Raw genomic sequence first — 24,434 nt, 5'->3', positions numbered from 1 at the left:
TTCAATCGCGGTGCGCCGCGACGGTCCAGGTCGGCGCAGTCGTCAGGGCCGCGAACGGCTCCGGCGCGACGGCGCGTGCGGCCGGCGGGCGCTGCGAGCGGATTTCGCGCACGATGAACAGCGGGCGGCGCTTGTTTTCAAGGTAGAGGCGGCCGAGATAATCGCCGAAAACGCCGAGGATCAGCAGTTGCACGCTGCCCATGATCAGCACCACGGCGATCAGGCTGGTCCAGCCGATGATGGTGCCGTCCGCCATCCAGCGCACCAGCGCCCAGCCCAGCATGAGGAAGCCGATCAGGCCCATCATCACCCCCAGATGCGAGGCGATCCGCAGCGGCAGCGTGGAAAAGCTGGTGATCGCATCGAGCGCCAGGCGGATCATCTTGTGGAGCGGATAGTGGCTCTCCCCCGCCGCGCGCGGATCGCGGTCGTATTCAACGGGAACCTGCTCGAAACCGATCCAGCTCACCATGCCGCGAATGAAGCGGAAGCGTTCGGGCATGGCATTGAGCTGGTCCACTACGCGGCGCGTCATCAGGCGGAAATCGCCGGTATCGAGCGGGATTTCGTGATCGGCCATGCGGTTGAGCAGCTTGTAGAACATCGCCGCGGTGGCGCGCTTGAAGCGGCTTTCGCCAAGGCGCTCGCGGCGCTTGCCGTAGACCACGTCGTAGCCCTCATCGATCTTCGCAAGCATGTCGCCCAGCAGTTCGGGCGGATCCTGAAGATCGGCATCGATGATCATCACCAGATCGCCGCGACAGACCTGAAGACCGGCGGTAACCGCAAGCTGGTGGCCATGGTTGCGCGAGAGGTCGACGCCGAGCACGTGGGGATTGCGGGCGGCGAGTGCGGAGATTTTCGCCCAGGTGGCGTCCTTCGAGCCGTCGTTGACCAGTACGATCTCGAAATCGTCGCCCATTTGCGCCGCGCAGGCGGCGGAGAGGCGCGCTTCGAGCATGTCGAGCACGGCCTCCTCGTTATAGCAGGGCACTACGACGGAGAGCCGTGGCGGGGCGGTCGCAAGTTGCGAAGCGATCGGCTCCATCTTCATGATCTTGCAATTCCCCCGCGCTGCCTTGTGGCGTCTTTCGCTCTATCCGGCAGGAATGGTTAACCCTGCGTAAAACGCCGGAGCGGCCCGATTTCTGCGGGAGTTCACGGAGAGCGGGGCTCATCGCCCGTGAACCCTGTTCGCCTATCGCAAAAGCCGAGCATTTGTGCGGACGGGAGGCGGCGGTGGGCGGACTGGAAGGGCTGATGATCAAGGCCAACGGCGCCGTCCGGCGGGGTGAGACCGAGGCCGCGCGGGCGCTTTATCGGCAGGTTCTGGACCGATTCCCGCGCAATCCGCGTGCCCGGGCGGCGCTGGCTGCGCTGGAGGCCGCCAATGCCGATCCGCCGCCCGACCGGCTCGAATCGATGATCGCCGCCTACCGCTCCGGCGCAATGGACGAGGCCGTGCGGCAAGGCGCGACTCTGGCAGAGGATTTTCCGCAGAGTTTCGCCGTTCACAACCTGCAAGGCGCCGCATTACTGGCGCTGGGAGTGCTGCCCGCCGCCGAAGTGGCCTTCCGCCGCGCCATTGCCGCCGATCCCGACGCCGCCGCCTGTTACAACAACCTGGCCATTACCTTGCGGCGACAGAACCGCACATGGGAAGCCGAAGCGGTCTACCGCGAGGTGATCGCGCGCCACCCGCGCTATGCCGATGCGCGCTACAACCTTGGCAACCTGCTAGACCACGCAGGCCGGGCCGAGGAGGCCGAGGCCGAGTTCGCGGCGACCATCGAAATCGATCCCGCTTATGTCGAGGCGCATTACAACCTCGGCAACTTGCGTGCCAAGCGCGGCGCCCGCGCGGCGGCGGTGGCGTGCTATCGCAAGGCCGTGGCGCTCAAGCCCGGGCATAGCAATGCGCACAACAACATGGGCGGCGAACTCCTGCTGCTCGACCGGATCGACGAGGCGCTGGAGGCCTATGCCCGCGCGCTGGAGGCCGATCCCGGCAATACCCAGGCCATCGTCAACCGCGGCAAGGCGCTGGTGCTGAAAGGGGCGCTGCCCGAGGCGATTGCCGCCTTCCGCAAGGCTTTCGAGATCGACCCCGCCGACCGCTCGGCCCTGCTTCAGGCGCTGTTCGAGGAAGCGCACATCTGCGACTGGAGCCACCGCGCCGAATATGCGCTGACCGAGGGCCCTTCGGCTGCCGCCGTCCAGCCATTCGCGACGCTGCCGTTCGTTGACGATCCCGAGCACCAGTACCGCCGCTCACTCGCCTGCGCGGCGGTGAAGTTCGGCCTTGCCCCGGCCAGACTGCCCGACCCTGATCCCGCTTCCCGGCTCCCTGGCGACGACCGCATCCGCATCGGCTATTTCTCGGCCGACTTCCACGACCATGCCACGATGTACCTGATGAGCGGCCTGTTCCGCGCGCATGACCGCACCCGCTTCGATGTGCGCCTCTACAGCTATGGCCCGCCTTGCGAAGGCGATGCCTCGCGCGTTGAACTGCGCCGCCACGTCGATGGCTTTACCGAGATCGGACACCTGACCGACGCACAGGCCGCGCACCGCGCCCGCGCGGACGGGCTCGATCTTGCCATCGATCTCAAGGGCTATACGCGCGGCACGCGCAGCGCCATGTTCGGGCTGCGGCTTGCACCCGTGCAAGTGAGTTACATGGGTTATCCGGGCACGCTGGGCCATCCGGCGATGGATTACTTCATCGCCGACGCCGTGGCGCTGCAGCCCGGTGACGAGCGCTGGTTCACCGAAAAGATCGTCCGCCTGGCCGGTTGCTATCAGGCCAACGACGATCGCCGCGCGATCATTCCCGACACCCGCAGCCGGGCCGATTGGGGGCTGCCGGAGCAGGGCTTCGTGTTCTGCTGCTTCAACCACACCTACAAGATCGGCCCCGACGCATTCGCGGTCTGGATGCGGCTGCTGGAGGCGGTGGAGGGCAGCGTGCTCTGGCTGCTCCGCTCCAACCCGTGGGCGGAGGCCAACTTGCGCCGAGAGGCCGCCGCGCGCGGGATCGACCCGGCGCGGCTGGTGTTCAGCAAGGGCGTCCCGCATGGCGAACATCTCCGCCGCCTCGCGCATGCCGACCTGTTCCTCGATACTTTCAACGTCAATGCGCACACCACGGCGTCCGATGCGCTGTGGGCGGGCCTGCCGGTGCTGACGCTGACCGGAAAGCAATTCGCCGCGCGCGTGGCGACGAGTCTCGTGCATGCCGTGGGCCTGCCTGAAATGGCAGTGGCGGATGTCGAGACATATGAGGCGACCGCGCTGGCGCTGGCGCGCGATCCCGGGCGGCTGGCGGCGCTGCGGACAAGGCTTGCGAAGAACCGCCTGACGGCGCCGCTTTTCCGCACGGCGGACTACACCCGGCGCCTGGAAAGCGCTTTCGTGGAGATGCACCGGCGCAGGCAGGCCGGGCTGAATCCGGAGCATTTCGACGTGGATTAGCTGGCGGGTTTTGGGTGCCGGCTGCAAGCAGCCGTTCTGGAAGCGCCGCCATTGCGGTCGTTCGGTAGCGCCGCGTAATGCCGCTAAATGCAGATGAAAGCTCGATTCGCCTTAATATGCTTGGTTGCATGCACCGGTTGTGGTGGAGAATTGGCCGACAAGCCTGCTTGGGCCGACTTACAAAAGGTTGAGTTCAGCGATCGATCGAGCTCGTCAAATGGAACGGCCGTGCAACGGCTGCCCGATGGCTTCGAGGTCTTAGCAGTGCATGGGCGAGGCGCACTCATTGGCGGGCCAGTTTCCGGCAAACAACAGCCACGACGTTCATGGATCATGCTGAATGAGCATGCCACCGACAAACGCGTCAAACAGATCGCGCAGTTCGCTGCGTACGACTTGCGATGTGCCGAAGTGGATGGTCTTGAAAGAAGAGTGACGGACATCGACTCTTACGTGATCCGCTACCTTCGATCCATTTGCGTCCAATAGCTATGTCCGCCGTTGACTCTATGATGATCGACCAAGAGCCAATGTTCAGAAAATAACCATATTAGCCCGATCAGCCATTCGATAGAGCTGTCCACACTCGTAAGGCCCGATCTGCGTGTGGACTAAGCTGACCGGCGCCCTTCACACATTTCAAACGTGTTTTCGATCCCGCTCAGGCTGAGCTTGTCGAAGCCCCGGCGGGCGTGGCGCTGTTGGTCGCATCCTTCGACAGGCTCAGGATGAGCGGTGTGGGCGGAAGTGGGGCAGCTATCCTGCAATCCCGGCTCTCGAAACCGGCCCGTCCTTAACGCTGCGCGAAACCTTCAGTGCTTTTCGTCGGTGTCGAGCCGTTTGGCGGCGGTCCCGAAATTCCCCAGCTGGTAGACGGCAAGTCCACGCACACCGAAGGTGAACGATTCAAACGGCTGCTTTTCGATGGTATTGAGCCAAGGCAATGGCGCGATCCCGACCGTTACGTGCGGGTTATAGTTTTTTCCGCTCTGAGCCGGAACGAAGGTATCGACGTACTTGAGGAGAAGCGTCTGGAAAGGTGCGCCGCTGGCATCGGGCACAAAAGCTGACTGGCCGCCTCCGGTGCGGGCAAAGGGGGCCAAGGCATCGATCAGCGCCTTTTGCAACGCCATCAACTGGTCCGATGGCGTAATGACAATGCCTGCCAATCCGATCTGCCCGGATGGGATGTGATAGAGACCGCTCGCGTTCAAGCGTAGCTTGCTGACATCGAATTTCTTTCTGATGTGCGCAACGGCCGCCAGCACCGCATCGAGATCCTTTGCCGCGATGTAGCGCTGGATTACGGTCACGTGCGGCGCATGTTCCGCATCGAGTTCGAAGCCGTCCGGGCTTTGCTCGCGCATACGCCGATTCCATTCGGAAGCGTGGTCCAGCATGATTTCATCGGGCTGAAGCAGGACATCGATGGCAATCACAGCTTCCTCCGCCTTTGCCCTTTCGGGCCCGCCGAATGCGACGATCAAAATCGCGAACAACGTCAATTTGAAGGCCGTTGCGAAGCGCATACTTCCTTCCATGCGACGAAAATTCTGAGCCGTTACAAGCATGCTGCACTCCGCGACACGAGAGGAGCATTCAGGCTTTGCCAGCATCATTGAATCGGAAAATACCCTCAGATTCCGGGCATTCTATCATGAGAGGCATTGCGTATGACGGCATCCGGCCTGTCAGGCCGCTTTGCCTGCAAGCCGAGCCTGCGAACCTGAATGCTGACCGGCGCTCTCCACTCGTTTCTACCGTCGTTTCAATCCCGCTCAGGCTGAGCTTGTCGAAGCCCCGGGCGGGCGGGGCGCTGTTGGTCGCATCCTTCGACCGGCTCAGGATGAGCGGTGTGTTCGGGAGGGGGCGGGAAGGCGGTTAGCTGCTCTCCCGGTTGGGCCGTTCCGCTCCAAGGCTGCGATGGCCGCATCGCTGAATGAACAGGCGAGGATGCGGCGCGGCGCGATATCTCTGCGTCTCTGCGCGAATCTCTCTATGCCGCCTGCGCCATGGCCGGCTTGCTCAGCAGCGCCAGCAGCGAGATGCCGTTGAAGAACCACATCCGTTGCAGTTCCAGCCCGCTGTATTTCCGCAGCGTGTTGGCGAACGTGTAGGGCGTGTACCAGACGTTGTGGTCCGGGTGGACGCCTTCGAGGAAGGTCCCGGTCTCGGCCTGATAGTCGAAGTGGCGGGCGCGGCACTGGAAGGCGTCGGGCACGGTGATGAGGAACAGCGCGGCATCCACTGCCTCGATCTGCGCGAGGAAACCGGCGACATCGGGCACGTGCTCCATCACTTCGGGCACCAGAACCACGTCGTAGCGGCCGGTCGCCTGGGCCAGATCGGTGAACAGATCGCCGGTCACGTAAGGGCGCAGTTGTTCGAGCGCCTCGCCATGCGGATCGACGCCGTCGAGGTGGGCGCAGTGTGCCTCCAGCCGGACGTGGAGCGAGGTGCGCGGGTCGGTGATCGGCCAGTCCGCGCAGCCGACGTGGAGCACGCGCTGCCCCGCCAGCAGGCTGGCGAAGACCTCCATCCGGCCGAGCGCGGCGAGTTCGGAACTGACCGGCACGCGCTGGAGGAAATAGGGCGCGTGGATCTTTTCCAGCGGGGAGGTGTCGGCGGGCTCGGGCTCGGCTGGCGGCACAACCGGCGCCGTCATTGCCCCGACATCGACCTTGTGGATCCGGTCGTAGGACTGGCTGGTCGAGCCCCAGAGCTGGTGGGCGTAGACCGGGTCGCTGCCCTCGTACGTTACCCCGGTGAAGTGGCGCGGGATGAAGTAGTGGCTGGGGTAGATACGCAAGGGGGTATAGGCGAACTTGCGGTAGCACTCGGTCAGGCGCTGGGGGCCCACCGTCTTCCACGCCATTTCGCCCACCACCGAGGGAGAGGCGGCGATGTCCTCGACGATCTGCCTCACGAACGGATTTCCCGCCTCGCAGCCGAAATAGCCCGCCGCGATCAGGCCGGGGCGGACGATCTCGTTTTCCCAGCAGGCAAAGGCCTCGCAGTCGAGCAGCGCGGGGTCGAGCGGGCGGGTGCAGACGGAATCGGCGTCGAAGACGATGCCGCCGTGCGCGAGCAGGATTTCCCAGCGCATCATGTCGGCCACGCCGTTCCATTCCTGCTGCCGCATCTCGGCGATGTGGCGGGCATTGATCCAGTCGTGCCCGTCCAGTTCGGCATTGCCCCAGAGGCGGAAGGTCCAGTCCGGATGGGCGGCGCGCCAGGTCTCTATGCAGTTGTCGGGCCGGCGGCTTTCGTCGCCGACCCAGATGAAGTGGAATGTTCTGGGAATCATCGCCGGTCCGCCCCGCCGCTTGTGCTTATGCGAGACCTAGGGCGGCAGGGTTGGCAAAGGCCGAACGGGAGTATCCGGGACTATGCGTGCACCAAAAGATCGGGGGCCATCGGGTCGGGAGGCCCGCCCCCGCGGTGAGGGGTAAAACACCGCGAGGGCGGAACCACGGGCCGGGTACGGGGAAGCGCCCGGCCCTAGGGGACAGGACCCAAAACGTGCCGGAGCGGCACACGTAGTGCGGATACGTGCCGCTCCGGGCGGGCTGGCCCAAGGGGTATGCGGGTCAGTCCCGCGGGATGATCCAGCGGATCGTCCCCATGTACGTACCGGCGACCGCCTCGCCGTCGGCATTGCTGGCGGCCTCGAAACGGGCGCGCCGGCTCACGAACTTGCAGGTGGCCTCGTCAAGGCCGGAATAGCCGCTGGAACTCACGATGCTGCACTGGCTGACGCGCCCGCGGGCATCGACGTCGAGCTGGAAGCGCACCGTGCCCTGATGCTCGGCGCGCAAGTCGGCAGTGGGGTAGTCCAGCGTGGTGACCCAGCCCGAGGTGTCGTTGCGGGGCAGCGCGCCGCGCGGCTGGAAACGCGGGGAGGGCGTGGCCGTGGGCGCCGGGTCGATGCGGATGCCGTCGGGCGTGCCGGTGGAGATCGGCAGCGTTTCGGTCTGGGTGGGGACCGGGAAATCCTTTGCCGTCGGGATCGCCACTTGCGGGATCGGGGCGGTAATGACCGGATCGGAGAGCCGGGGCGTATCGTGCTTGGGGCTGGGCGTCTCGGTGGGCTTCGGCAGCGGTTCGAGCTGGATCTGCCGGCCCTGGAGATGCGGCGGCGGGTCGGTTCTGAATATGGTGACGGCAAAGCCGTTGATCAGGGCCAGCGCAACGCCGCCCTGGATCAGTGCGACGATCCCGCCGGTCAGGATCTTCTGGTTGGGATTGGAATTCCGGTCGGCATAGGACATCGGCATTCTCTCCATGCGTGCCCGTATTCTTGCAGCCCGCCGCAAGCCCGGTGCACTTCATGGCTGGAAGCTACCACGAATCCTATCTATTCAAATAAAATAATACTAAGCAAAACAAGCATTTAACTGTACTTGCTGACTATCTGCCTGCTTATCACTTACCGCGCCGCAGCAATCGCCTTTTGACGGCGCCGCTGTACTGAACTGCCCAGGCCGATGGCTTCGCGATACTTGGCTACGGTGCGCCGCGCGAGTTCGAAGCCCTTGTCTTTCAGCAGGTCTACCAGCGTGTCGTCGGACAGGATCGCCTTGGCATCCTCGGCATCGATGAGCTGGCGGATCGCGGCTTTCACCGCCTCTGCCGAAGCGCCGCCTTCGCCGCCCGTCGCCGCCACGCCCGAGGTGAAGAAATACTTCAGCTCGAACGTCCCGCGCGGGCAATTGACGTACTTGTTGGAGGTGACGCGGCTGACGGTCGATTCGTGCATGCCGATGGCCTCTGCCACCGTGCGCAGCGTCAGCGGCTTGAGGTGCGAGACGCCGTGGCGGAAGAAGCCGTCCTGCTGGCGCACCAGTTCGGCGGCGACCTTGAGGATGGTCTTCTGCCGCTGGTCCAGCGCCTTGATCAGCCAGTTGGCATCGGTGAGCTTCTCCGACAGCCAGTTGCGCGAGGCCTTGTCGGTGCAGCCGCGCCGCAGCTCCACGAAATAGCCGCGATTGACGATCAGGCGCGGCAGCGTCGCCTCGTTCAGCGCGATGTCCCAGCCCGGCTGCTCGTTCTTGACCGGCTTGGCCGGGGTCACGAGGATATCGGGCACCACCGCAGCGCCGGGTTCGCCGCCGAAGCGCAGGCCCGGCTTGGGGTCATAGCCGCGCAGTTCGCCCAGCATATCGGCCATGTCCTCGTCGTCGGCGGCGCAGATCCGCTTGAGGCGCGGCAGGTCCCCGCGCGCGACAAGGTCCAGATTGTCGATCAGCTTCGCCATGCAGGGGTCGTAGCGGTCCGCTTCCTTCGCCTGCAGCGCGATGCATTCGGCCAGCGTGCGCGCCCCGACGCCGGTGGGGTCGAGCGACTGGAGCAGGGCCAGCGCAGCCTCTGCCGCCGCGATGTCGATGCCAAGGTCCTGCGCGACTTCGGAGAGCGGCACCGGCAGGTAGCCCGCCTCGTCCAGCAGGCCGATCAGGTAGCGCGCCACGGCGGTCAGCACCGGGTCGGCGGAGGCGGGGCCGAGCTGCGCGCTCAGGTGCTCGACAAGCGAGGCCGCGCCGTTGCCGTGGTCGTCGATCCCGGGGCCGTCTTCGCCGCCGCCGAGGCGCTGTTCGCTGCTCCAGTCGCTGTCGCCGCGTTCACGCGGGGCGCTTTCGCCGGCGCCGCGCTCGCTGCCGTCCCCGGTGTCGCGCTCACGCTCCCCGGCCGGGATGTCGATGTCGAGCGGGCGGTCGTCCTGCGCGCGGCCTTCGCCGATCAGCCGGTCTACCGGGGAATCTTCCAGCGTGGTCCGGCGCGTGTCGGCCGAGGGATCATGCTGCTCGCCCCACGGCGCGTCGCTTTCGCCGGTGCTGCCGATGTCGAGCAGCGGATTGGCTTCCAGCGCATCGCCGATGAAGCTTTCGATTTCGAGATTGGACAGGGCCAGCAGCTTGATCGCCTGCTGGAGCTGCGGCGTCATGACCAGCGACTGGCTTTGCCGAAGATCCAGCCTCGGCCCCAGCGCCATGGCTCAGGCTCCCGAGGGGGGCTGCCTCATTCCTGCCACCCCCTTCACGCCGTGAGCCCCCCTCACAGCGTGAAGCCTTCACCCAGGTAGAGGCGGCGCACGTTCTCGTCGGCGACAAGCGCCTCGGGACTGCCCGCGAACAGCACCTGGCCGCCGTAGATGATGCAGGCGCGGTCAACGATGTCGAGCGTCTCGCGCACGTTGTGGTCGGTAATCAGCACGCCGATGCCGCGATTCTTGAGATCGCGCACGAGTTCGCGGATGTCGGCGATGGACAGCGGGTCGATACCGGCGAACGGTTCGTCCAGCAGCATGATAGAGGGCTTGGCCGCCAGCGCGCGGGCAATCTCGCAGCGGCGGCGTTCGCCGCCCGAAAGCGCCATGGCCGCGCTAGACCGCAGGCGGGCGAGGCCGAATTCGTCCAGCAGGCGCTCCAGCTCGGACGCGCGCACATCGCGGTCGGGCTCGTTGAGTTCGAGCACCGCGCTGATGTTCTGCTCCACCGTCATGCCGCGGAAGATCGAAGTTTCCTGCGGCAGGTAGCCGAGGCCGAGGATCGCGCGGCGATACATCGGCAGGCGCGTGACATCGACGCCGTCCATCAGGATACGGCCCGAGTCGGGGCGCACCAGGCCCATGATCGAATAGAAGCAGGTGGTCTTGCCGGCGCCGTTGGGGCCCAGCAGGCCGAGCACTTCGCCCTTGGCGACGGAAAGCGAGATATCGCTCAGAACCGCGCGCTTGTCATAGCTCTTGGCGATCGAGATGACCTCGAGCCCACCATTCTGCGCCACGCTTACCGCGGGGGCCGAGGTTTCCTGCATGCGTTCGCTCGTTTCGGTCATCTTCACCGCCGTTTACGCAGCCCATCCGCGCACCGCAAGCGGCCATTTCTCGCCGGGGGGATCTTCGCATGCCGGGGCGGGCGAAGGTTGGGACGAAGGCTACCTATTAACCCTCAGGACACCGCCAACGCGGGTCGTCGAACGATTGGTGCATTCGGCCCTCCTTAACGCTGGGAAAGAATATTTCGCCTTCGGGGGCATGCGCTTGCCAATCCGGTCCCGGCGTGATCTAGTGATCGTGGGAGAGACATATAAAGGTCGCACTCGAAACAGAAAGGTTGGGCTTTGATGGCCAAGACCGGCAGACAGGACATATCCGACAGATTCGGCCGCGATGCCGAACTCGGAAAGCCGGACGTCCACCTCACGCCGCCCGATATCCGGCCTGACATCAGCCATGCGAGCTTGAAAAAGCAGCTCGATTGGCGGCGCAAGATGAGCGATCACATCGCCTATGCCCTGCTGGTCTATACCGCGCTCCAGATTTTCGTGACCATCGGCGCGCTGAAAGCGGGCGGCGAATCGCTGCTGCCCTATCTGGCGCTGGTCATCCTTGTCATCGCGATCATTCCCGCTTGCCGCCGTTTCGAGGCCCGCTGGAACCGGTTGACCGACGAACAGGCCCGCGATCCGGGGCTTCAGCCGTGGTATCGGCGCGATCTCATCCGGCTCTGGGCGCTGGCAATCGGCCTGCCTTTCGCGCTGACCGCGGTGTTCAAGGGACTGGCGCTGGTTCTGGCGCGCTGACTGGCCTCCGGCCAGCCTGATTGCCCTTCCCGATAGAGACGCCTAGTTCTGCCCGCACCCGCGCGCCCATCGGCGCGTCGTGGCAGTGGAGATCGACGCAGAATGCTCACCCCCGATGAAGCGCTCGACCGCGCGCAGGCGCTTGTCGAGCGCGCACGCCGTGCCGGTGCCGATGCCGCCGATGCGGCCTATGGCGCCAGTTCGTCGGAGGGGATTCAGGTTCGCCTCGGCAAGCTGGAAGATGTCGAGCGGTCGGAGAGCGAGCATATCTCGCTGCGGCTGTTCGTCGGCCGCCGCTCGGCCAGCATCGGATCGAGCGATCTTTCGCCGCAAGCGCTGGACGAACTGGCGACGCGCGCGCTGGCAATGGCGCGCAGCGCGCCCGAGGATGCCTATGCCGGGCTGGCGCCGTCGGACCGGCTGTCGTCCGCGCCCTGGCCGGACCTTGACCTTGTCGACAGGCACGAACCCGGCCCGCAGGACTTGCGCGCCATGGCAGAGGAGGCCGAGGAGGCCGCCCGCGCCGTGACCGGGGTCACCAATTCGGACGGCGCCACCGCCAGCTCGGGCGGCGGCGTGATCGCGCTGGCCACCAGCCATGGTTTCGGCGGGGCCTATGCCTCTACCAGCCACTCGGTCAGCGTCTCGGTCGTCGCCGGGGAGGGCGCGGGCAAGCAGCGCGACAGCGACTGGCGCGCGGCGCATCACTTGTCCGACCTGCCGGGACCGGCTTCGATCGGCACCGTTGCCGGCGAACGCGCGGTGGCGCGGCTTGCGCCGGGGAAGCTGCACAGCGGGCCGATGCCGGTGGTGCTGGACCCGCGCGTCGGCGGCACGCTGGTCGGCCATCTGATCGGTGCGATGTCCGGCAGTGCGATTGCCCGCCGCTCCAGCTTCCTGCTTGACCGGCTGGGCGAGGCGATCTTCGCCTCCGGCGTGACCATTGCCGAGGATCCGCTGCGGCGGCGCGGGCTGCGTTCGCGGCCCTTCGACGGCGAGGGTCTTGCCACCTGTGCGCGTAATCTTGTCGAGGATGGGCGCCTGACCGGCTGGCTGCTGGAAAGCGCCTCTGCCCGCCAGCTTGGCCTTGAGCCCACCGGCCACGCGGCGCGGGGCGGCAACGGGGCGCCGGGCGTTTCGGTCGGCAATCTCGACATGCTGCCCGGCACGCTCTCGCCCGCCGAACTCATGGCCGACATTCGCGACGGGGTCTATGTGACCGAGTTGATCGGGCAGGGCGTCAACGGCGTGACCGGCGATTACAGCCGGGGCGCTTCGGGCTTCCGGATCGTCAATGGCGAGATCGCGGGCCCGGTTGCCGAATTCACCGTGGCGGGCAACCTGCTCGCCATGTTCGCGGCGCTCATTCCCGCCAACGACCTTGTGCAGGATCGCGCGATCAACGTGCCGACGCTGCGGATCGACGGGATGATCGTGGCGGGCGACTGATTTCTTCAGTCGTCGGTTTTGGGAGCTTCTTCCGGCACCGGTTGGTTTTGGGGAATCTCGCCGGGACGAAGCTCCCCATGGACGTGCACGTCCATCTGCGGGAACGGGATCTCGATCCCCTCTTCCGCGAACCGGCGGGCGATGTCGAAGCGGATCGTCGATGCCGTGCCCGAACCGTCGGTGGCGTCACGCACGAAGACCAGCAGCCGCATCTGCATCGCGTTTTCGGCAAAGGCGTCGAGCGTGACGCTCGGCTCGGGATAGATCAGCACGCCCTCCTGCGCCTTGGCGATCTCGATCAGCACGCGGCGCACCTTTTCCAGATCCGACCCGTAAGCCACGTTGATCGGCACCACCACGCGCGCTAGCCGCTCGCCAAGGCTGAGGTTCTTCACGCTGCCGGTGATGAGCTGCGAGTTCGGGATGATGATCTGGTGCCGGTCGAAGCTTTCAAGATGCGTCGAGCGGACGGAGACCTTGCGCACGATGCCCGAATAGGTCCCCACCTCGATCCAGTCGCCCTCGCGGATCGGGCGCTCGACCAGCAGGATCACGCCGCTGGTGAAGTTCTCGACCGTCGATTGCAGGCCGAAGCCGAGGCCGACCGAAAGCGCGGTGGCAATGAAGGCCAGGCTGGTGAGGTCCAGCCCGGTGCTGGCCACCGCAATGGCCGCCGCCGCGACCACGCCGACATAGCCGATGATCGTCACGATCGAGGCCTGTGAGCCGCGGTCGATCTCGAACTGCGGCAGGATCGTGAGGTTGACGATGCGCTGGATCCAGCGCGTGGCGATGTAGCCGCCGAAGAAGACGGCGGCGAATGTCAGGATGTCTCCGGCCGAGACATTGACGTTGCCGAAGGTCACGCCGGTACGCAGCGTGACGAGGGCGTCGCCGATCTCGCGGCTGTTGTAGCCCCAGGTGATCGCCAGCAGCGGCAGGACCGAGATGGTCAGCGCGATGCCCGCCAGCATCGGCACGAAGTGGATGCTGGCGCGGTAGTGCCTGAGCCCGCCTTCCGCGAGCAGGCCGACGATCAGCGAGACCAGCCGGTGGAGGAAGATGGCAATGGCGATGATCGCCACCGAGACCACGAGATCGGAGAAGATCTCGCGCGCGAGCACGATGTAGCCGATGACCGCCGCCAGCGCGCAACCGGCGGCCAGCAGCATCAGGATCTTGCCCAGCGGCGCGGTGAAGTCGAGTGGGTCGCCCATCGGGCGGCGGGGGCCGGTGTGATGGACGCGCGCCTCGTGGCCCTGGCCTTCGTCGTCAGGCTCCCGGTCGCGTCCCTTGTCGATCAGGAGGGCGAACCGCCAGACCAGCGCGCCGCCGCAGATCAGCAGGAGCGCGGAGAGAAATTCGATCACGGTGATCGCGAAGAAGCCGTGGTCCTCGATCCCCTCGATTATCACTTCAAGGGCAAGGACAATGCCGAGCAGCCGGACCGTGCCCACCGCCCGGTCTACCAGTTCGGGGCGCAGGCGGACCAGTCGCAACTCTTGGAACGGCGATTGCAGCGTGCTTTTCGCCAGCCACTGCGCAATCGCCACCACCAGCGCGGCCAGCAGCAACAGCACGCTGAGCGCGGCCAGCGTCTCGTCATCCACGAACGGCCGCATGAGCACGGCAAAGGCCACGACCGAGCAGCCGATGGCGAAGAACAGGACGATGGCGGCGATCACGTCCTCGAACACGATCAGGATCAGCCGCCGCGTTGCCTGCTGCGTGGCGTGCTGCCTTTGCGCGAAGCGGAGGCGGAAGATGCGCAGCAGCCGGATCGAGGCAAACGGCCCCAGCAGCACCAGCCCCGCCACTGCCAGCAGCCGCATCGCGAAGTGGCCCGGCGTATCCTGGGCGATGCCTTTCGCGCCCTCACGCGCGGCGATGTCGATCCCTTTGCGCACGTCGCCCGCAACATCGACCCACAGGCGCGGATCGAGGATCGACTGGGTGCGTTCGCGCCGTCGGTCCCGCTCCATCGTGGCGATCCGCTCATCGAGTTCGGAGACCAGCGTCGCGGCGCGCGCCTGCGCCTCGCGGGCATCGAGCACCGGGGCAAGCTTGACCGAGAGCTGGCCGTCCAGTTCCTTGCGGCGTGCGGTGATGGCGGTCGGTTCGGTCTTGCCCTCGGCCGGGGCCGCGCCGAGCGCGGTGATCTGGGCCTGGATGATGCGCGCGTCGAGATTGCTGGCGTCGGCGATCTGCCGGGCGCGGTCCCGGTCGGCCGCGAGGCGGTCGCGCAGTTTGCCGAGCCGGTGAACCTCCTCGTAGTCGTAGTGCCCCAGCGGCTTGCCCAGCGCGACTTCCGCCTCGGCGGCGGCGGCGTTGAAGTTGGCCAGCGTTTCGGGATCGACGAGCGGCGGGTGGTCGGCCGGGAGCGCCGCCGGAGCGGGGGTGGGAGAGCCGGCAGGTTCAGGTGACGCCGTGGGAGAGGGGCTGGCGGCCTGAAAGGGAAGCGCCAGCGGGCGCATCGCCGCCCGCGCGGGGCCTCCCGAAACGCCGGCAGTCAGCACCGCGATCAGCGCGAGCAATACCAGCGCGCCATATCGCCAAGGGCCGCGATGCGCCATCACCGGTCTGCCCTCGTCGGCGTGTACAAGTTCAAGTCGTTCCCCCGGAATGCTCCGCCTCAGGGTTGGAGCGGGGCGAATTCGAAGATGCCGCTATCCATCTTGAGCGCAAGGAAAAGATGCCCGTTCCGCAGCGTATAACTGGCGACTTCGGACAGGCGCGCGGACATCATCTGCCCGATATCGGGCTGCTCGCACATGGCGCGGGTGGTGGCGATCGGGCCGATCACCAGCGTTCCGCCCTCCGGCCCGCTGTCGCGGGTGGTCCAGCTGGTGCGGCCGCGATTGCAGTCAAGCTGCATGGCGAGCGCGCCGTCGGCGCCGAATTCGAGTGTATAGAGGCGCCCTTCGCCCGGCTTCGTGGTGCCCTGCGCGTCGTCCATCGACTGGAAGCCGACGAGTTGCCACTTGGTCGAAGCCAGCCCTGCGGTCGTCGCGGCGGCGGGCGGGGGAGCCGTCGTGTTGGAGGAGGAAGAAGTCTGGCAACCGCCAAGAACCAGAACCGTCGCCAGCGCAGCACAGGAAAGAAGGGGTATCCGCTTCATGGGCATGCTCCTCTATCGGAGCGGCAGTCTACGGCGGTGAGGCCGGGGCGGGCAAGTGCGCTTGTTTCTTCGAGGCACTGAACCGAAAGAAAATTTCGGTGCGGCCGGTCGCCCCGGTTCGCGGACCGAAAAGCTTTCGGACATGGCGCGACAAGTCGCGGGCGGGTTGAGGACCTAGAACGGGCCTGTACCCGATGCCGTTCAACGAAGGACCTGAAAGCATGGCCAGCTCCGCCACCACCTCTGCTCCCAACGCGGGCGAGGTTGTCCCGCCCGTCACCACCGCTGCCGCCTGGCGCGGGGATCGGCTCGCCGGGAGCGACGAGTGGATCTACATGCTGTCCGACGCGCAAGTTGCCGAACTGGAAGTGCTCGGCACCCGCTTTCTGGCTGAAAACCCGGATCTGCGTACGGTCACGGCCGAGGAATATCCGTTGGTCGCCTGCGCCGACGCGGTGAAGTCGTGGGGCGAGGATGTCGATTACGGGCGTGGCTTCGTGCTGGTGCGCGGCCTGCGCACGCAGCTCTATTCGGACGCGCTGTCGAACGCGATCTACTACGTGCTCGGCCTGCACATGGGCGATCCGATCCGCCAGAACGAGATGGGCGACCTGATCGATCACGTCTACGCCACCAGCGACAAGACCATGGACGATCCCACCGCGCTCTCCTCCAAGGTGCGCGACAAGCTGGTCTATCACTCGGACAGTTCGGACATCGTGGCGCTCATGTGCCTGCGTCCGGCCAAGGAGGGCGGGCTTTCCTGCCTCGTTTCGGGCGCGGAGATCTACAACGAGATCCTGCGCCGCCGCCCGGATCTGGCGCCGCTGCTGCTGGAGCCGTTCCACTGGGACTGGCGCCGGCAGGATCATAATGCGCCGGCGGATACTTATACCTCGCCGATCGTCAGCCTCGTTGACGGGGTGTTCTCGATGTACGCGGGCTCGCTCTACATCCTCACCGCGCAGGAATATGAGGGCGTGCCCAAGCTGAGCCCCGAGCAGATCGAGGTGCTCGAACTCTTCGATACGATCACGTACGAAGAGGGCATGGCGATCGAGATGGATTTCCGCCCCGGCGACATCCAGTGGCTTTCCAACTACGCCGCGCTTCATGCCCGCACCACGTTCTGGGACTGGCCCGAGCCGCAGCGCAAGCGGCACTTGCTGCGGTTGTGGCTGAGCCGTGACGCGGGGCGGCCGGTGGTGGACGGGTTCGGCAAGAACGGCGTCGTACAGGTGCGTCAGGCTCCGCGCGACGGGCAGGCCGAGCATCCCGATGCGCATTTCGATGTGTTCTCGATCTCGGTGCCGCGTTTGATGAGTTGAGGGTTGGAGGCTGGGGCTGGGGCTGGGCTCAAAGCCACACGCCCTAACCCAACCTTCGTCATTGCGAGCGCAGCGAAGCAATCCAGGGGCGGTTTACGCTGCTCTGGATTGCTTCGCTGCGCTCGCAATGACGAGAGGGTGGCGATGGCGGCGCGCATGACAGCCCTCTGCTTGGTCCGATTCAACACGCCCCCATGAAACAAACCCCCGTCGCCCCCGCGAAGGCGGGGACCCCGCTTTTCTTGGCGTGTGGCGCAAGGCAGCGGGGCCCCCGCCTTCGCGGGGGCGACGGGGTGTTTTGGTGAGGGGGTTGGGTTGAAGCTAGCCGGACTAAGCCGGGGCTTCCGCTGAGAGCATCTTCAACACCTCATCCGAACCGCGCACATCGGCGAAATTCAGCCGCAGGTTCATCAGCGCGGCATTGTGTTCCTCATCGGTCACCGCCGCGCAGGCGTCGCTGACGACGATCACTTTCCAGCCGCGCATGTTCGCTTCGCGCGCGGTGGATTCCACGCAGACATTGGTAAGCGTGCCGGTCAGCACCAGCGTCTCCGTACCAAGTTCCCGCAGTGCCTTTTCCAACGCCTGCTCCGGGCAAGAAAAGGCACTGTAGCGGTACTTGTCGAGCACCAGATCCCCAGCCTCGCAAGCCATTGCCGGGTCGAGGTCATGCGAAGCTGCCTCCGGTCGCAGCGCCGCAATCGCGCGCGCCACGAACGGATCCGAACGATCGTACTGCCAGTCCGGCATGGCTAGCGGCGGCACGTCGCTGGTGGTCTGGCGCATCCAGATCACCGTGCCGCCCGCCTGTCGCATCGCCGTGGCAAGGGCGTTGCAGGGCGCGATGGCGTCGCGGGCATGGGCATTGCCGAAGACTTCGTCCTCGCCCACGAACGCCGCCTGCATATCGATCACCACCAGCGCGGTGCTCTGCGGATCGAGCGAGGGGAAGGCGTTGTAACCCCGCCCCCGCGCCACCGCCCAGTCGGGCAGCACGGTCTTGTGCATCAGGCCGGTTCGAAGGCGGTGGAGAGCGACAGGGCTTCCCACGCACGCATCTGCTTGCCCACGAATTCCAGTTGATCGCCCGCATAATGCAGTGCGTCTTCGCCAAGGAACAGGTGCAACGGCGGTTCGGCGGCATCGAGCGCGGTCAGGATCGCGGCAGCCCCGCGCGCGGGATCGCCCTTTTCCTTGCCCGCCCCTTCGGTCAGGCTGCGGCGCGCGAAGTGGGCGACGTCCTCGTAGTCGGCAATATCGGCTTCCGCGATCTTCAGGCCCGCCGCCGCAAAGCCGGTGCGGAAGCCGCCGGGGGCGACATTGGTGACGCGGATGTTCATCGGCGCCACTTCCTGCGCCAGAGTCTGGCCCACGCACTCCATCGCATACTTGCTGGCGCCGTAAAGCGCGGTGCCCGCCCAGGGCGCATGGCCGCTGACCGAAGTGATGTTGACGACATGGCCCGCCCGCCGCGCGCGCATATAGGGCAGCACCGCGCGCAGCATGCGCAGCGGGGCGAAGAGGTTCACGTCGAACAGCGCCTTGGCCTCTTCGATGGAGACTTCCTCGATCGCGCCGATCAGCCCGTAGCCGGCATTGTTGACCAGCCGGTCGATGCCGCCGGTGATCTCTTCCGCCTTGGCGACAGCGGCCTTGACCGAGGCTTCGTCGGTCAGATCGACCGAAAGCGCATGGGCGCGGCCGGGGGCGAGCGCCTCGAACTCAGGGTCGCTGTCCTTGCGGGTAGTGCCGACGACGGTGTCTCCGCGTGCGAGCGCGGCTTCGGCAAGAGCGCGGCCAAGGCCTCCGCCGATGCCGGTGATGAGCCAGGTGGTCATAATTCGCGTGTCTCCCGAAAGGCCAAGGCGTAGAGTGTGCGCCAAAGGTAGATCGCACGCGCGCGAAGGCTCTTGGCGCTGGAACCCGCAATTATTGTGCGGGGACGCACAGCGCTTGCGCACGCTTGACCCCGCCCGACGCGCCATGCTGCACCCGATGTTGCACTTGCAAAACGCAGCCCTTTTCGGGGGCGGTTCGGCCTCAGCGGAGCGACAGTCTTGGCAGTTCACATCGTCGGTTCGATCAATCTTGATATCATCACCTCGCTCGATCACCTGCCTGTGCCCGGCGAGACTGTCATGGCCAAGGCAACGGCCCGATTGCCCGGCGGAAAGGGTGCCAATCAGGCGGTCGCCGCCGCGCGTATGGGCGCGAAAACGCGCATGGTGGGCGCGGTGGGCGAAGACGATGCCGGGCGCTGGATGCGCGACCGGCTGGCGCGCGACGGGATCGCGGTTTCCGGCGTGATCGCCTTGCCGGGCGTGGAGACCGGCACGGCCTATATCGCCGTCGATGCCGAGGGGGAGAACCAGATCGTCGTTGTCAGCGGCGCGAATGCGCGGCTCACGTCTCCCGCGCCGGTGAACGAGGGCGTGCTGCTGGCTCAACTGGAAGTGCCGGTTGGCGCGCTGCTGCCGGTGTTCCGCAATTCGACGTGCATCCGTATCCTCAATGCGGCCCCAGCGGTGCAGGCGGCGGATGTGCTGCTCGATCATGTCGATGTGCTGGTGGTGAACCAGACCGAACTTGCTGCTTTCGCTTGCTGCGGGCCGGTCGACGCCCTGCCCGCCGTGGTGCGGGAGGCGCGCAGTCTGATCCGGCACGCCGATCAGGCGGTGGTCGTCACGCTGGGCGCGCGGGGATCGGTGGCGGTGAAGAAGGACTGGGACATCCACGTCCCCGCCGTCCCGGTGATCCCCGTCGATACCGTGGGCGCGGGGGACAGTTTCTGCGGCGCGCTGGCGGCGCTGCTGGACGAAGGGCGCAGCCTTGCCGAAGCGCTGCCCTGGGCCAGCGCGGCAGCGGCGCTCTGCACCCTGGGGCAGGGCGCGGCGCCGTCCATGCCAATGCGCGCGGCGGTGGCGGATTTGCTGTCGGGGGCGGCAACAGAACATGCGCCGCCGATCAAGAACCGGGCGGGCGTTGCCTTAGGCTGATCTCAGGACAGCACCGAACAAGAATTTGCAGAGGACTGAGATGAACCCGCATCCGCTGACACCCTTTGGCCTTCCCTCCGACAACGGCGGCAAGGACCTTGGTCTGTTCCTGCCAGTCGCCAACGGCGGCTGGATCCTATCGAAGAACAAGCCGGAGCTGGACGGCTCCTACGCCTACAACCGCCAGTGCGCGCTGCTGGCCGAGCAGGCGGGCATGGACTTCATCATGTCCATGTCGAAGTTCCGGGGCTACGGCGGCGAGACCAGGCATTGGGATTCCTCGCTCGATCCGATCGTGCTGATGGCGGCGCTGTCCGAAGTGACGAAGAAGACGCGCATCGTCACCACACTGCACACGCTGCTGCAGAACCCGGCGGTGGCGGCCAAGATGATGGCGACGCTGCAACAGGTGAGCGGTGGCCGTGCGGGCCTGAACGTCGTGACCGGTTCCTACAAGGGCGAGTTCGCGCAGATGGGCGCCTGGCCCGAGCATGTGAATCACGATCAGCGCTATGACCTCGCCTACGAATGGGTGCGCGCGGTGAAGGCGCTGTGGAGCGACGAATCCGTCACCATGCACGGCGATTACGTGACCTTGGACGACTGCGAATCCTGGCCGAAGCCGGAACAGCGCCCGTTCCTCGTCTGCGCCGGATCGTCCGAGATCGGTATGCGCCTGACGTCCGAGGAAATGGACGCGATCTTCCTTTCGGGCGGCACCGGGGCGGAGCTGTCCAAGAACAGCGACCGCGCCAAGACCATCGCCGCCGAATATGGCCGCAATATCCGTACTTATTCGATGATGACGCTGGTGATCGGCGACAGCGACGATGCCGCCAAGGCCACCGCGCAGCACTATGCCGCCGGGCTGGACGAAGAGGCGCTGGCGGGCATGATGCGCGCTTACGGCTTCCTGGACGCAGAGATCGGCAAGGAAAACGACTTCACCCGCAAGGCGCGCAGCTCGTTCATGTCGGCCCAGATCGTCGGCAGCGCCAAGAGCGTGACCGATCAGGTGGGCGACTTGCTCGAAGCCTCCGGCACCGACGGGCTGATGCTGATCTTCGACGATTACATCAAGAGCCTCCCGGTCTTCGGCGCGGAGATCCTGCCCGCCCTGCGCGAGCGCTTCCCCGACAAGGTTGCCGCCGCGGTGGAGGGCTGACCCGATGCCGCTGCGCGCCGAAGATCTGCCACATGTGGATGCCGCCGCCCTCGCGGGCATGATCGATCCGCAGACGACCGCGCTGGTGGTCGTCGACATTCAGGTCGATTTCGCGGCGCCACAGGGGCTGCTGGGCCGCTATGGGGTCGATCTCTCGCCCGCTGAGGCGGCGATCGACAATTGCGAGAAGCTGGTGGCGGCGGCGCGCGGCGTCGGGGCCACAGTGGCGCTGATGCGCGTCGTCACCAGCCCCGAAACCGACTCGCGCGCGCTGAAGACCCTGATGGTCCGGCGCGGGCAGCCGGGGGGCGAGGCGATCTGCCGCGTCGAGGACGGCGGCGCGGACTATTACCGCATCTTCCCCGAGGAAGGCGATATCGAGATCGCCAAGCTGCTCTACGACAGCTTCCACGGCACCGATTTCGATGCCCAGTTGCGCGCGCGCGGCATCCAGACTCTGGTGATCTGCGGCCTCTCCACCGATTGCTGCGTGGACCAGACGGCGCGCTCTGCCTTCCATCACGATTACGACGTGTTCCTCGTTTCCGACGCCAGCGCGGCTTACGAGCCGGGGCTGCACGAAAGCTCGCTTTCGGCGATGGAGAAGAACTGCGTCCTGCTGACCACGACCGATGCGGCCCTGAAGGCCTGGGGCGCTTGAGCTTGGCCGGTGCTTTGAAAGGCTCGAAAGGGGGCGTGCTGTTCGCCTGCACGCTGGGCAATTCGGTGAGCGTGACGCCCGCCGTCCATGCCGTTTTCGGGCTGTTTCTGGTGCCGCTGACCGAGGCGTTCGGCTGGAGCCGCGCCAGCGTTTCGGGCGTGCTGGGCATTCTGGCGCTGGTGGGTGCGATCACATACCCGCTGATCGGCCGCTACGTGGACAAGGCCGGAGCGCGCAAGACGTTGCTGATCGGTGTGTTCGGCCTCTCGCTCTCGATCGCGGCGCTGGCGCTCAACAGCGGCAGCCTCGTGCAGTTCTATGCGACCTTCACCGTGCTCGCGGTGTTCGGGGCGATGGCGGGTACGCCGATCTTCCAGAAAGTGATCGCCGACTGGTTCGACGAGAATCGCGGCACGGCGCTGGGGATCAGCGCGGGCGGCGGTTGCGGGATCGGCTCGGTCGTGCTGCCGGTGCTGGCCGCCGTGCTGGTGCAGACCTGGGGCTGGCGCGCGGGCTATTTGGGCATCAGCGCCTTCATGCTGGTGATCGCGCTGCCGCTGCTGGTCCTCTTGCTGCGCGACCGTGCCGCCGTCGCGGGCGGGGAAGCGGCGGTCGAGCGCGAGGGCATGACCTTGGGCGAAGCGGCGCAGACGCCGATGTTCTGGCTGATCCTGATCGCGCTGGCGGCGGGCGCGGGCGGCACTACGGCGGTTTTCAGCCATGTCGTGCCGATCCTGTCCGACCGGGGCTTTTCGGTAACGACCGGCACGGCGGTAGTCAGCGTCTTCGCGCTCGTCACTTCCGGCTGGCAGATCGCCACGGGCCGCATCATGGACAAGATCCAGACCCCGCGCGTGGCGGTGCCGATGTACCTGATGGCGGTGGTTGGCCTCGTGCTGCTGGAAACCGCGCAGGGCACGCCGCTGCTGATCGTCGGCGGGGCGCTGCTGGGCATTGGCCTCGGCGGCCAGTTCGGCGCGTTGCCCTATTTCATCGCCCGCTACTTCGGCACGCGGCATTTCGGATCGGTGATCGGCGCCATGTATTCGGCGGTGATCGCCGCGCAGGGAACGACGCCGATCCTGCTCGACCTCGTATTCGACGCGCGCCACTCCTATCGCCCGGCGCTGGTCGGCGTTGGCGCGGCGCTGCTGGCAGGCGCGCTGCTGCTCACACTGCTGCCGCGTTATGGCCGCGAGGCGGAGGGTGAAGCACTCTTCGCCCCCGGTCACTGATTTCAAACGGAGCCTGACTTTGGCCGATATGCCCGATCCCGTTCCCGCTTTCGCCGATCCCGCCAAGGCGCCTTACGCTGTCAGCGAGGAAGAACGCGCCGCCATCGCCGCAGCCATCGATACCGACGAACTGGTCGAACTGGCGCTGACGCTGGGCAACATCCCCAGCCGCTCGCGCGAGGAACTGGCGGCGGCCGAATTCGTCCACGACTGGATGGCCAAGGAAGGCTTCAAGCCGCGCAAGGTTGGCGCCACGCCCGAACGACCCAATGTGATCGGCGAATACGGCGGAACCGGACGCGGCGCGAACCTGCTGTTCACCGCGCATCTCGACACCGAAAGCCCCAGCGGCATGCGTGAGCATGACAAGTTCCGCTATCGCGATTCCACCCTGGCCGATCCCGAATGGACCCGGTGCTGGCTGGACGAGGAAGGGCGCCTGCGCGGCTACCCGGTCAGCAACGATCGGGGGCCGATGTCATGCTTCCTGATTGCCGCCAAGGCGCTGCGCAAGGCGGGCATCGGGCTTTCCGGCAAGACCTGGCTCACCGCCTGCCCGGGCGAGATCGGGCCGGAGCCGATCGAGGAATTCGCCGGCATCGGCTGGAACGGCAAGGATATCGGCGCGCATTACCTGTTCCACCATGGCGGCGTCGCGCCCGATTACGCGATCGCGGCCGAGGGGACCGACTTCGGCCTGACATGGCAGGGCTGCGGCTATGCGCTCTACCGCGTGCGGATCTTCGGGCAGGGCGTGTTCTCGCCGATCCTCGACGCGCCCACCGATCCGCGCCGCCACCCGAACCCGATCTACCGCCTTGGCCCGGTTATCGATGCACTCCACGCCTGGGGCCTGAAGTTCGAGCGCGATTCGATCATGGAGACTGCCAGCGGCGCGATCCATCCCAAAGTCCAGATCGCCTCGGTACGCGGCGGCATGCCGATCGATTTCGGCGCGGGGACGGAGGTCTGCGCGCTCTATATCGACGTCTCGCTGAACCCGCGCCAGAAGGCCGCCGATGCCTATCACGGCATCATGGAGGCCATGCGCGGCGTGGATGTGGAGGCTTTCGATGTGGAGCCAGTGGTCGTGCGCCACGGTTTCGAAGCGCGGCCGTCCGAAGTGGCCCCGCTGGTCGGCGCGGTCGATGCCGCCACCCGGCTGGCGCGCGGCGCGGCGGTGGAGCCCGCGCACCCGGTCTATTCCAGCATGTGGCGCGATCACAACGTGTTCAACATGCACCGCGTGCCCGCCGTCACCACCGGCATGCCGCGCTGGCGGCCGACCGGCGCAGACATGGCCTCCAGCGCGCTGGTCTACGCCCTGACGATGCTTGCCGTCTGCGGCCGGGGCGAAGCCCCGGTGGAGCAGGAGGGAACCAGCGTTTACGGCAACGAGACGCCTTTCGACTAAGGTATACGCC

At 66.2% G+C, this 24,434-nt stretch carries 20 protein-coding genes; 10 read left to right on the top strand and 10 right to left on the bottom strand.

Annotated elements, in window-relative coordinates:
* Position 1 precedes the first annotated feature (1 nt).
* Entirely contained in the window at positions 2–1,054 is a 1,053-nt protein-coding gene (locus tag AC1VVM_RS02330; RefSeq protein ID WP_482955749.1) for a glycosyltransferase family 2 protein, read from the bottom strand.
* Between the two features lie 185 nt (positions 1,055–1,239).
* Between AC1VVM_RS02330 and AC1VVM_RS02325 the strand changes: the two genes are divergently transcribed.
* Both AC1VVM_RS02325 and AC1VVM_RS02320 read left to right on the top strand, forming a co-directional pair.
* On the top strand, positions 1,240–3,477 hold the full coding sequence (locus tag AC1VVM_RS02325) for an O-linked N-acetylglucosamine transferase, SPINDLY family protein (RefSeq protein WP_482955748.1): 2,238 nt from the start codon (positions 1,240–1,242) through the stop codon (positions 3,475–3,477).
* A gap of 150 nt (positions 3,478–3,627) precedes the next feature.
* Complete coding sequence (locus tag AC1VVM_RS02320) at positions 3,628–3,966, top strand: hypothetical protein (protein WP_482955747.1); 339 nt, start codon at positions 3,628–3,630, stop codon at positions 3,964–3,966.
* A gap of 323 nt (positions 3,967–4,289) precedes the next feature.
* On the opposite strand, the gene AC1VVM_RS02315 is transcribed toward AC1VVM_RS02320, so the two are convergent.
* From AC1VVM_RS02315 to lptB, 5 genes are all read right to left on the bottom strand, one after another.
* Positions 4,290–5,006 (bottom strand): 2'-5' RNA ligase family protein, encoded by a 717-nt coding sequence (locus AC1VVM_RS02315; RefSeq protein WP_482955746.1) that lies wholly within the window; start codon positions 5,004–5,006, stop codon positions 4,290–4,292.
* A 467-nt stretch (positions 5,007–5,473) separates the two neighbouring features.
* Positions 5,474–6,784: a glycosyltransferase gene (locus AC1VVM_RS02310; RefSeq protein WP_482955745.1), complete on the bottom strand. Its 1,311-nt coding sequence runs from the start codon at positions 6,782–6,784 to the stop codon at positions 5,474–5,476.
* 283 nt (positions 6,785–7,067) lie between these two features.
* Positions 7,068–7,748 carry an energy transducer TonB gene (locus AC1VVM_RS02305; RefSeq protein ID WP_482955744.1) on the bottom strand — a complete coding sequence of 227 codons (681 nt, stop codon included), beginning with the start codon at positions 7,746–7,748 and terminating at the stop codon, positions 7,068–7,070.
* Between the two features lie 158 nt (positions 7,749–7,906).
* Positions 7,907–9,466, bottom strand: a complete 1,560-nt coding sequence (rpoN, locus tag AC1VVM_RS02300) for an RNA polymerase factor sigma-54 (RefSeq protein ID WP_482905075.1) — start codon at positions 9,464–9,466, stop codon at positions 7,907–7,909.
* Between the two features lie 62 nt (positions 9,467–9,528).
* Positions 9,529–10,311, bottom strand: a complete 783-nt coding sequence (gene lptB / locus AC1VVM_RS02295) for an LPS export ABC transporter ATP-binding protein (RefSeq protein WP_132390032.1) — start codon at positions 10,309–10,311, stop codon at positions 9,529–9,531.
* Between the two features lie 288 nt (positions 10,312–10,599).
* On the opposite strand from lptB, the gene AC1VVM_RS02290 reads away from it, so the two are divergent.
* Positions 10,600–11,058 carry a hypothetical protein gene (locus tag AC1VVM_RS02290; RefSeq protein ID WP_482905074.1) on the top strand — a complete coding sequence of 153 codons (459 nt, stop codon included), beginning with the start codon at positions 10,600–10,602 and terminating at the stop codon, positions 11,056–11,058.
* A gap of 102 nt (positions 11,059–11,160) precedes the next feature.
* Complete coding sequence (locus tag AC1VVM_RS02285) at positions 11,161–12,507, top strand: TldD/PmbA family protein (RefSeq protein WP_482905073.1); 1,347 nt, start codon at positions 11,161–11,163, stop codon at positions 12,505–12,507.
* Positions 12,508–12,512: 5 nt separating this feature from the next.
* Here the strand turns inward: AC1VVM_RS02285 and AC1VVM_RS02280 are convergent, their stop codons facing one another.
* Both AC1VVM_RS02280 and AC1VVM_RS02275 read right to left on the bottom strand, forming a co-directional pair.
* Positions 12,513–15,080 (bottom strand): DUF3772 domain-containing protein, encoded by a 2,568-nt coding sequence (locus AC1VVM_RS02280; protein WP_482955743.1) that lies wholly within the window; start codon positions 15,078–15,080, stop codon positions 12,513–12,515.
* 59 nt (positions 15,081–15,139) lie between these two features.
* Positions 15,140–15,625, bottom strand: coding sequence for an META domain-containing protein (locus AC1VVM_RS02275; RefSeq protein WP_482955742.1), 486 nt, complete (start codon positions 15,623–15,625; stop codon positions 15,140–15,142).
* 221 nt (positions 15,626–15,846) lie between these two features.
* Between AC1VVM_RS02275 and AC1VVM_RS02270 the strand changes: the two genes are divergently transcribed.
* Complete coding sequence (locus AC1VVM_RS02270; RefSeq protein ID WP_482955741.1) at positions 15,847–16,953, top strand: TauD/TfdA family dioxygenase; 1,107 nt, start codon at positions 15,847–15,849, stop codon at positions 16,951–16,953.
* 330 nt (positions 16,954–17,283) lie between these two features.
* Here the strand turns inward: AC1VVM_RS02270 and AC1VVM_RS02265 are convergent, their stop codons facing one another.
* Both AC1VVM_RS02265 and AC1VVM_RS02260 read right to left on the bottom strand, forming a co-directional pair.
* Positions 17,284–17,961, bottom strand: coding sequence for a cysteine hydrolase family protein (locus tag AC1VVM_RS02265; protein WP_482955740.1), 678 nt, complete (start codon positions 17,959–17,961; stop codon positions 17,284–17,286).
* Complete coding sequence (locus tag AC1VVM_RS02260; protein WP_482955739.1) at positions 17,961–18,791, bottom strand: oxidoreductase; 831 nt, start codon at positions 18,789–18,791, stop codon at positions 17,961–17,963. The genes AC1VVM_RS02265 and AC1VVM_RS02260 overlap by 1 nt, the downstream gene beginning before the upstream one ends.
* 219 nt (positions 18,792–19,010) lie before the next feature.
* Here AC1VVM_RS02260 and AC1VVM_RS02255 point away from each other — a divergent pair, with 219 nt between their 5' ends.
* Genes AC1VVM_RS02255 through AC1VVM_RS02235 form a run of 5 tightly spaced genes read left to right on the top strand, consistent with a single transcriptional unit; the run spans position 19,011 to position 24,424 of the window.
* Complete coding sequence (locus AC1VVM_RS02255; RefSeq protein ID WP_132390050.1) at positions 19,011–19,949, top strand: ribokinase; 939 nt, start codon at positions 19,011–19,013, stop codon at positions 19,947–19,949.
* Between the two features lie 40 nt (positions 19,950–19,989).
* A complete protein-coding gene (locus AC1VVM_RS02250) occupies positions 19,990–21,114 on the top strand; it encodes an LLM class flavin-dependent oxidoreductase (RefSeq protein WP_482955738.1) in 1,125 nt (374 codons plus the stop codon).
* Between the two features lie 4 nt (positions 21,115–21,118).
* A complete protein-coding gene (locus tag AC1VVM_RS02245; RefSeq protein WP_482955737.1) occupies positions 21,119–21,775 on the top strand; it encodes a cysteine hydrolase family protein in 657 nt (218 codons plus the stop codon).
* A 2-nt stretch (positions 21,776–21,777) separates the two neighbouring features.
* On the top strand, positions 21,778–23,010 hold the full coding sequence (locus AC1VVM_RS02240) for an MFS transporter (protein WP_482955736.1): 1,233 nt from the start codon (positions 21,778–21,780) through the stop codon (positions 23,008–23,010).
* Positions 23,011–23,038: 28 nt separating this feature from the next.
* Positions 23,039–24,424, top strand: coding sequence for a zinc-binding metallopeptidase family protein (locus AC1VVM_RS02235; protein WP_482956320.1), 1,386 nt, complete (start codon positions 23,039–23,041; stop codon positions 24,422–24,424).
* Positions 24,425–24,434 lie beyond the last annotated feature (10 nt).

It is taken from the genome of Novosphingobium sp. BL-S-33 (assembly GCF_056857025.1).
The sequence above is the reverse complement of the archived record's forward strand: the minus strand, read 5'-3'. Positions and strand labels throughout refer to the sequence as shown.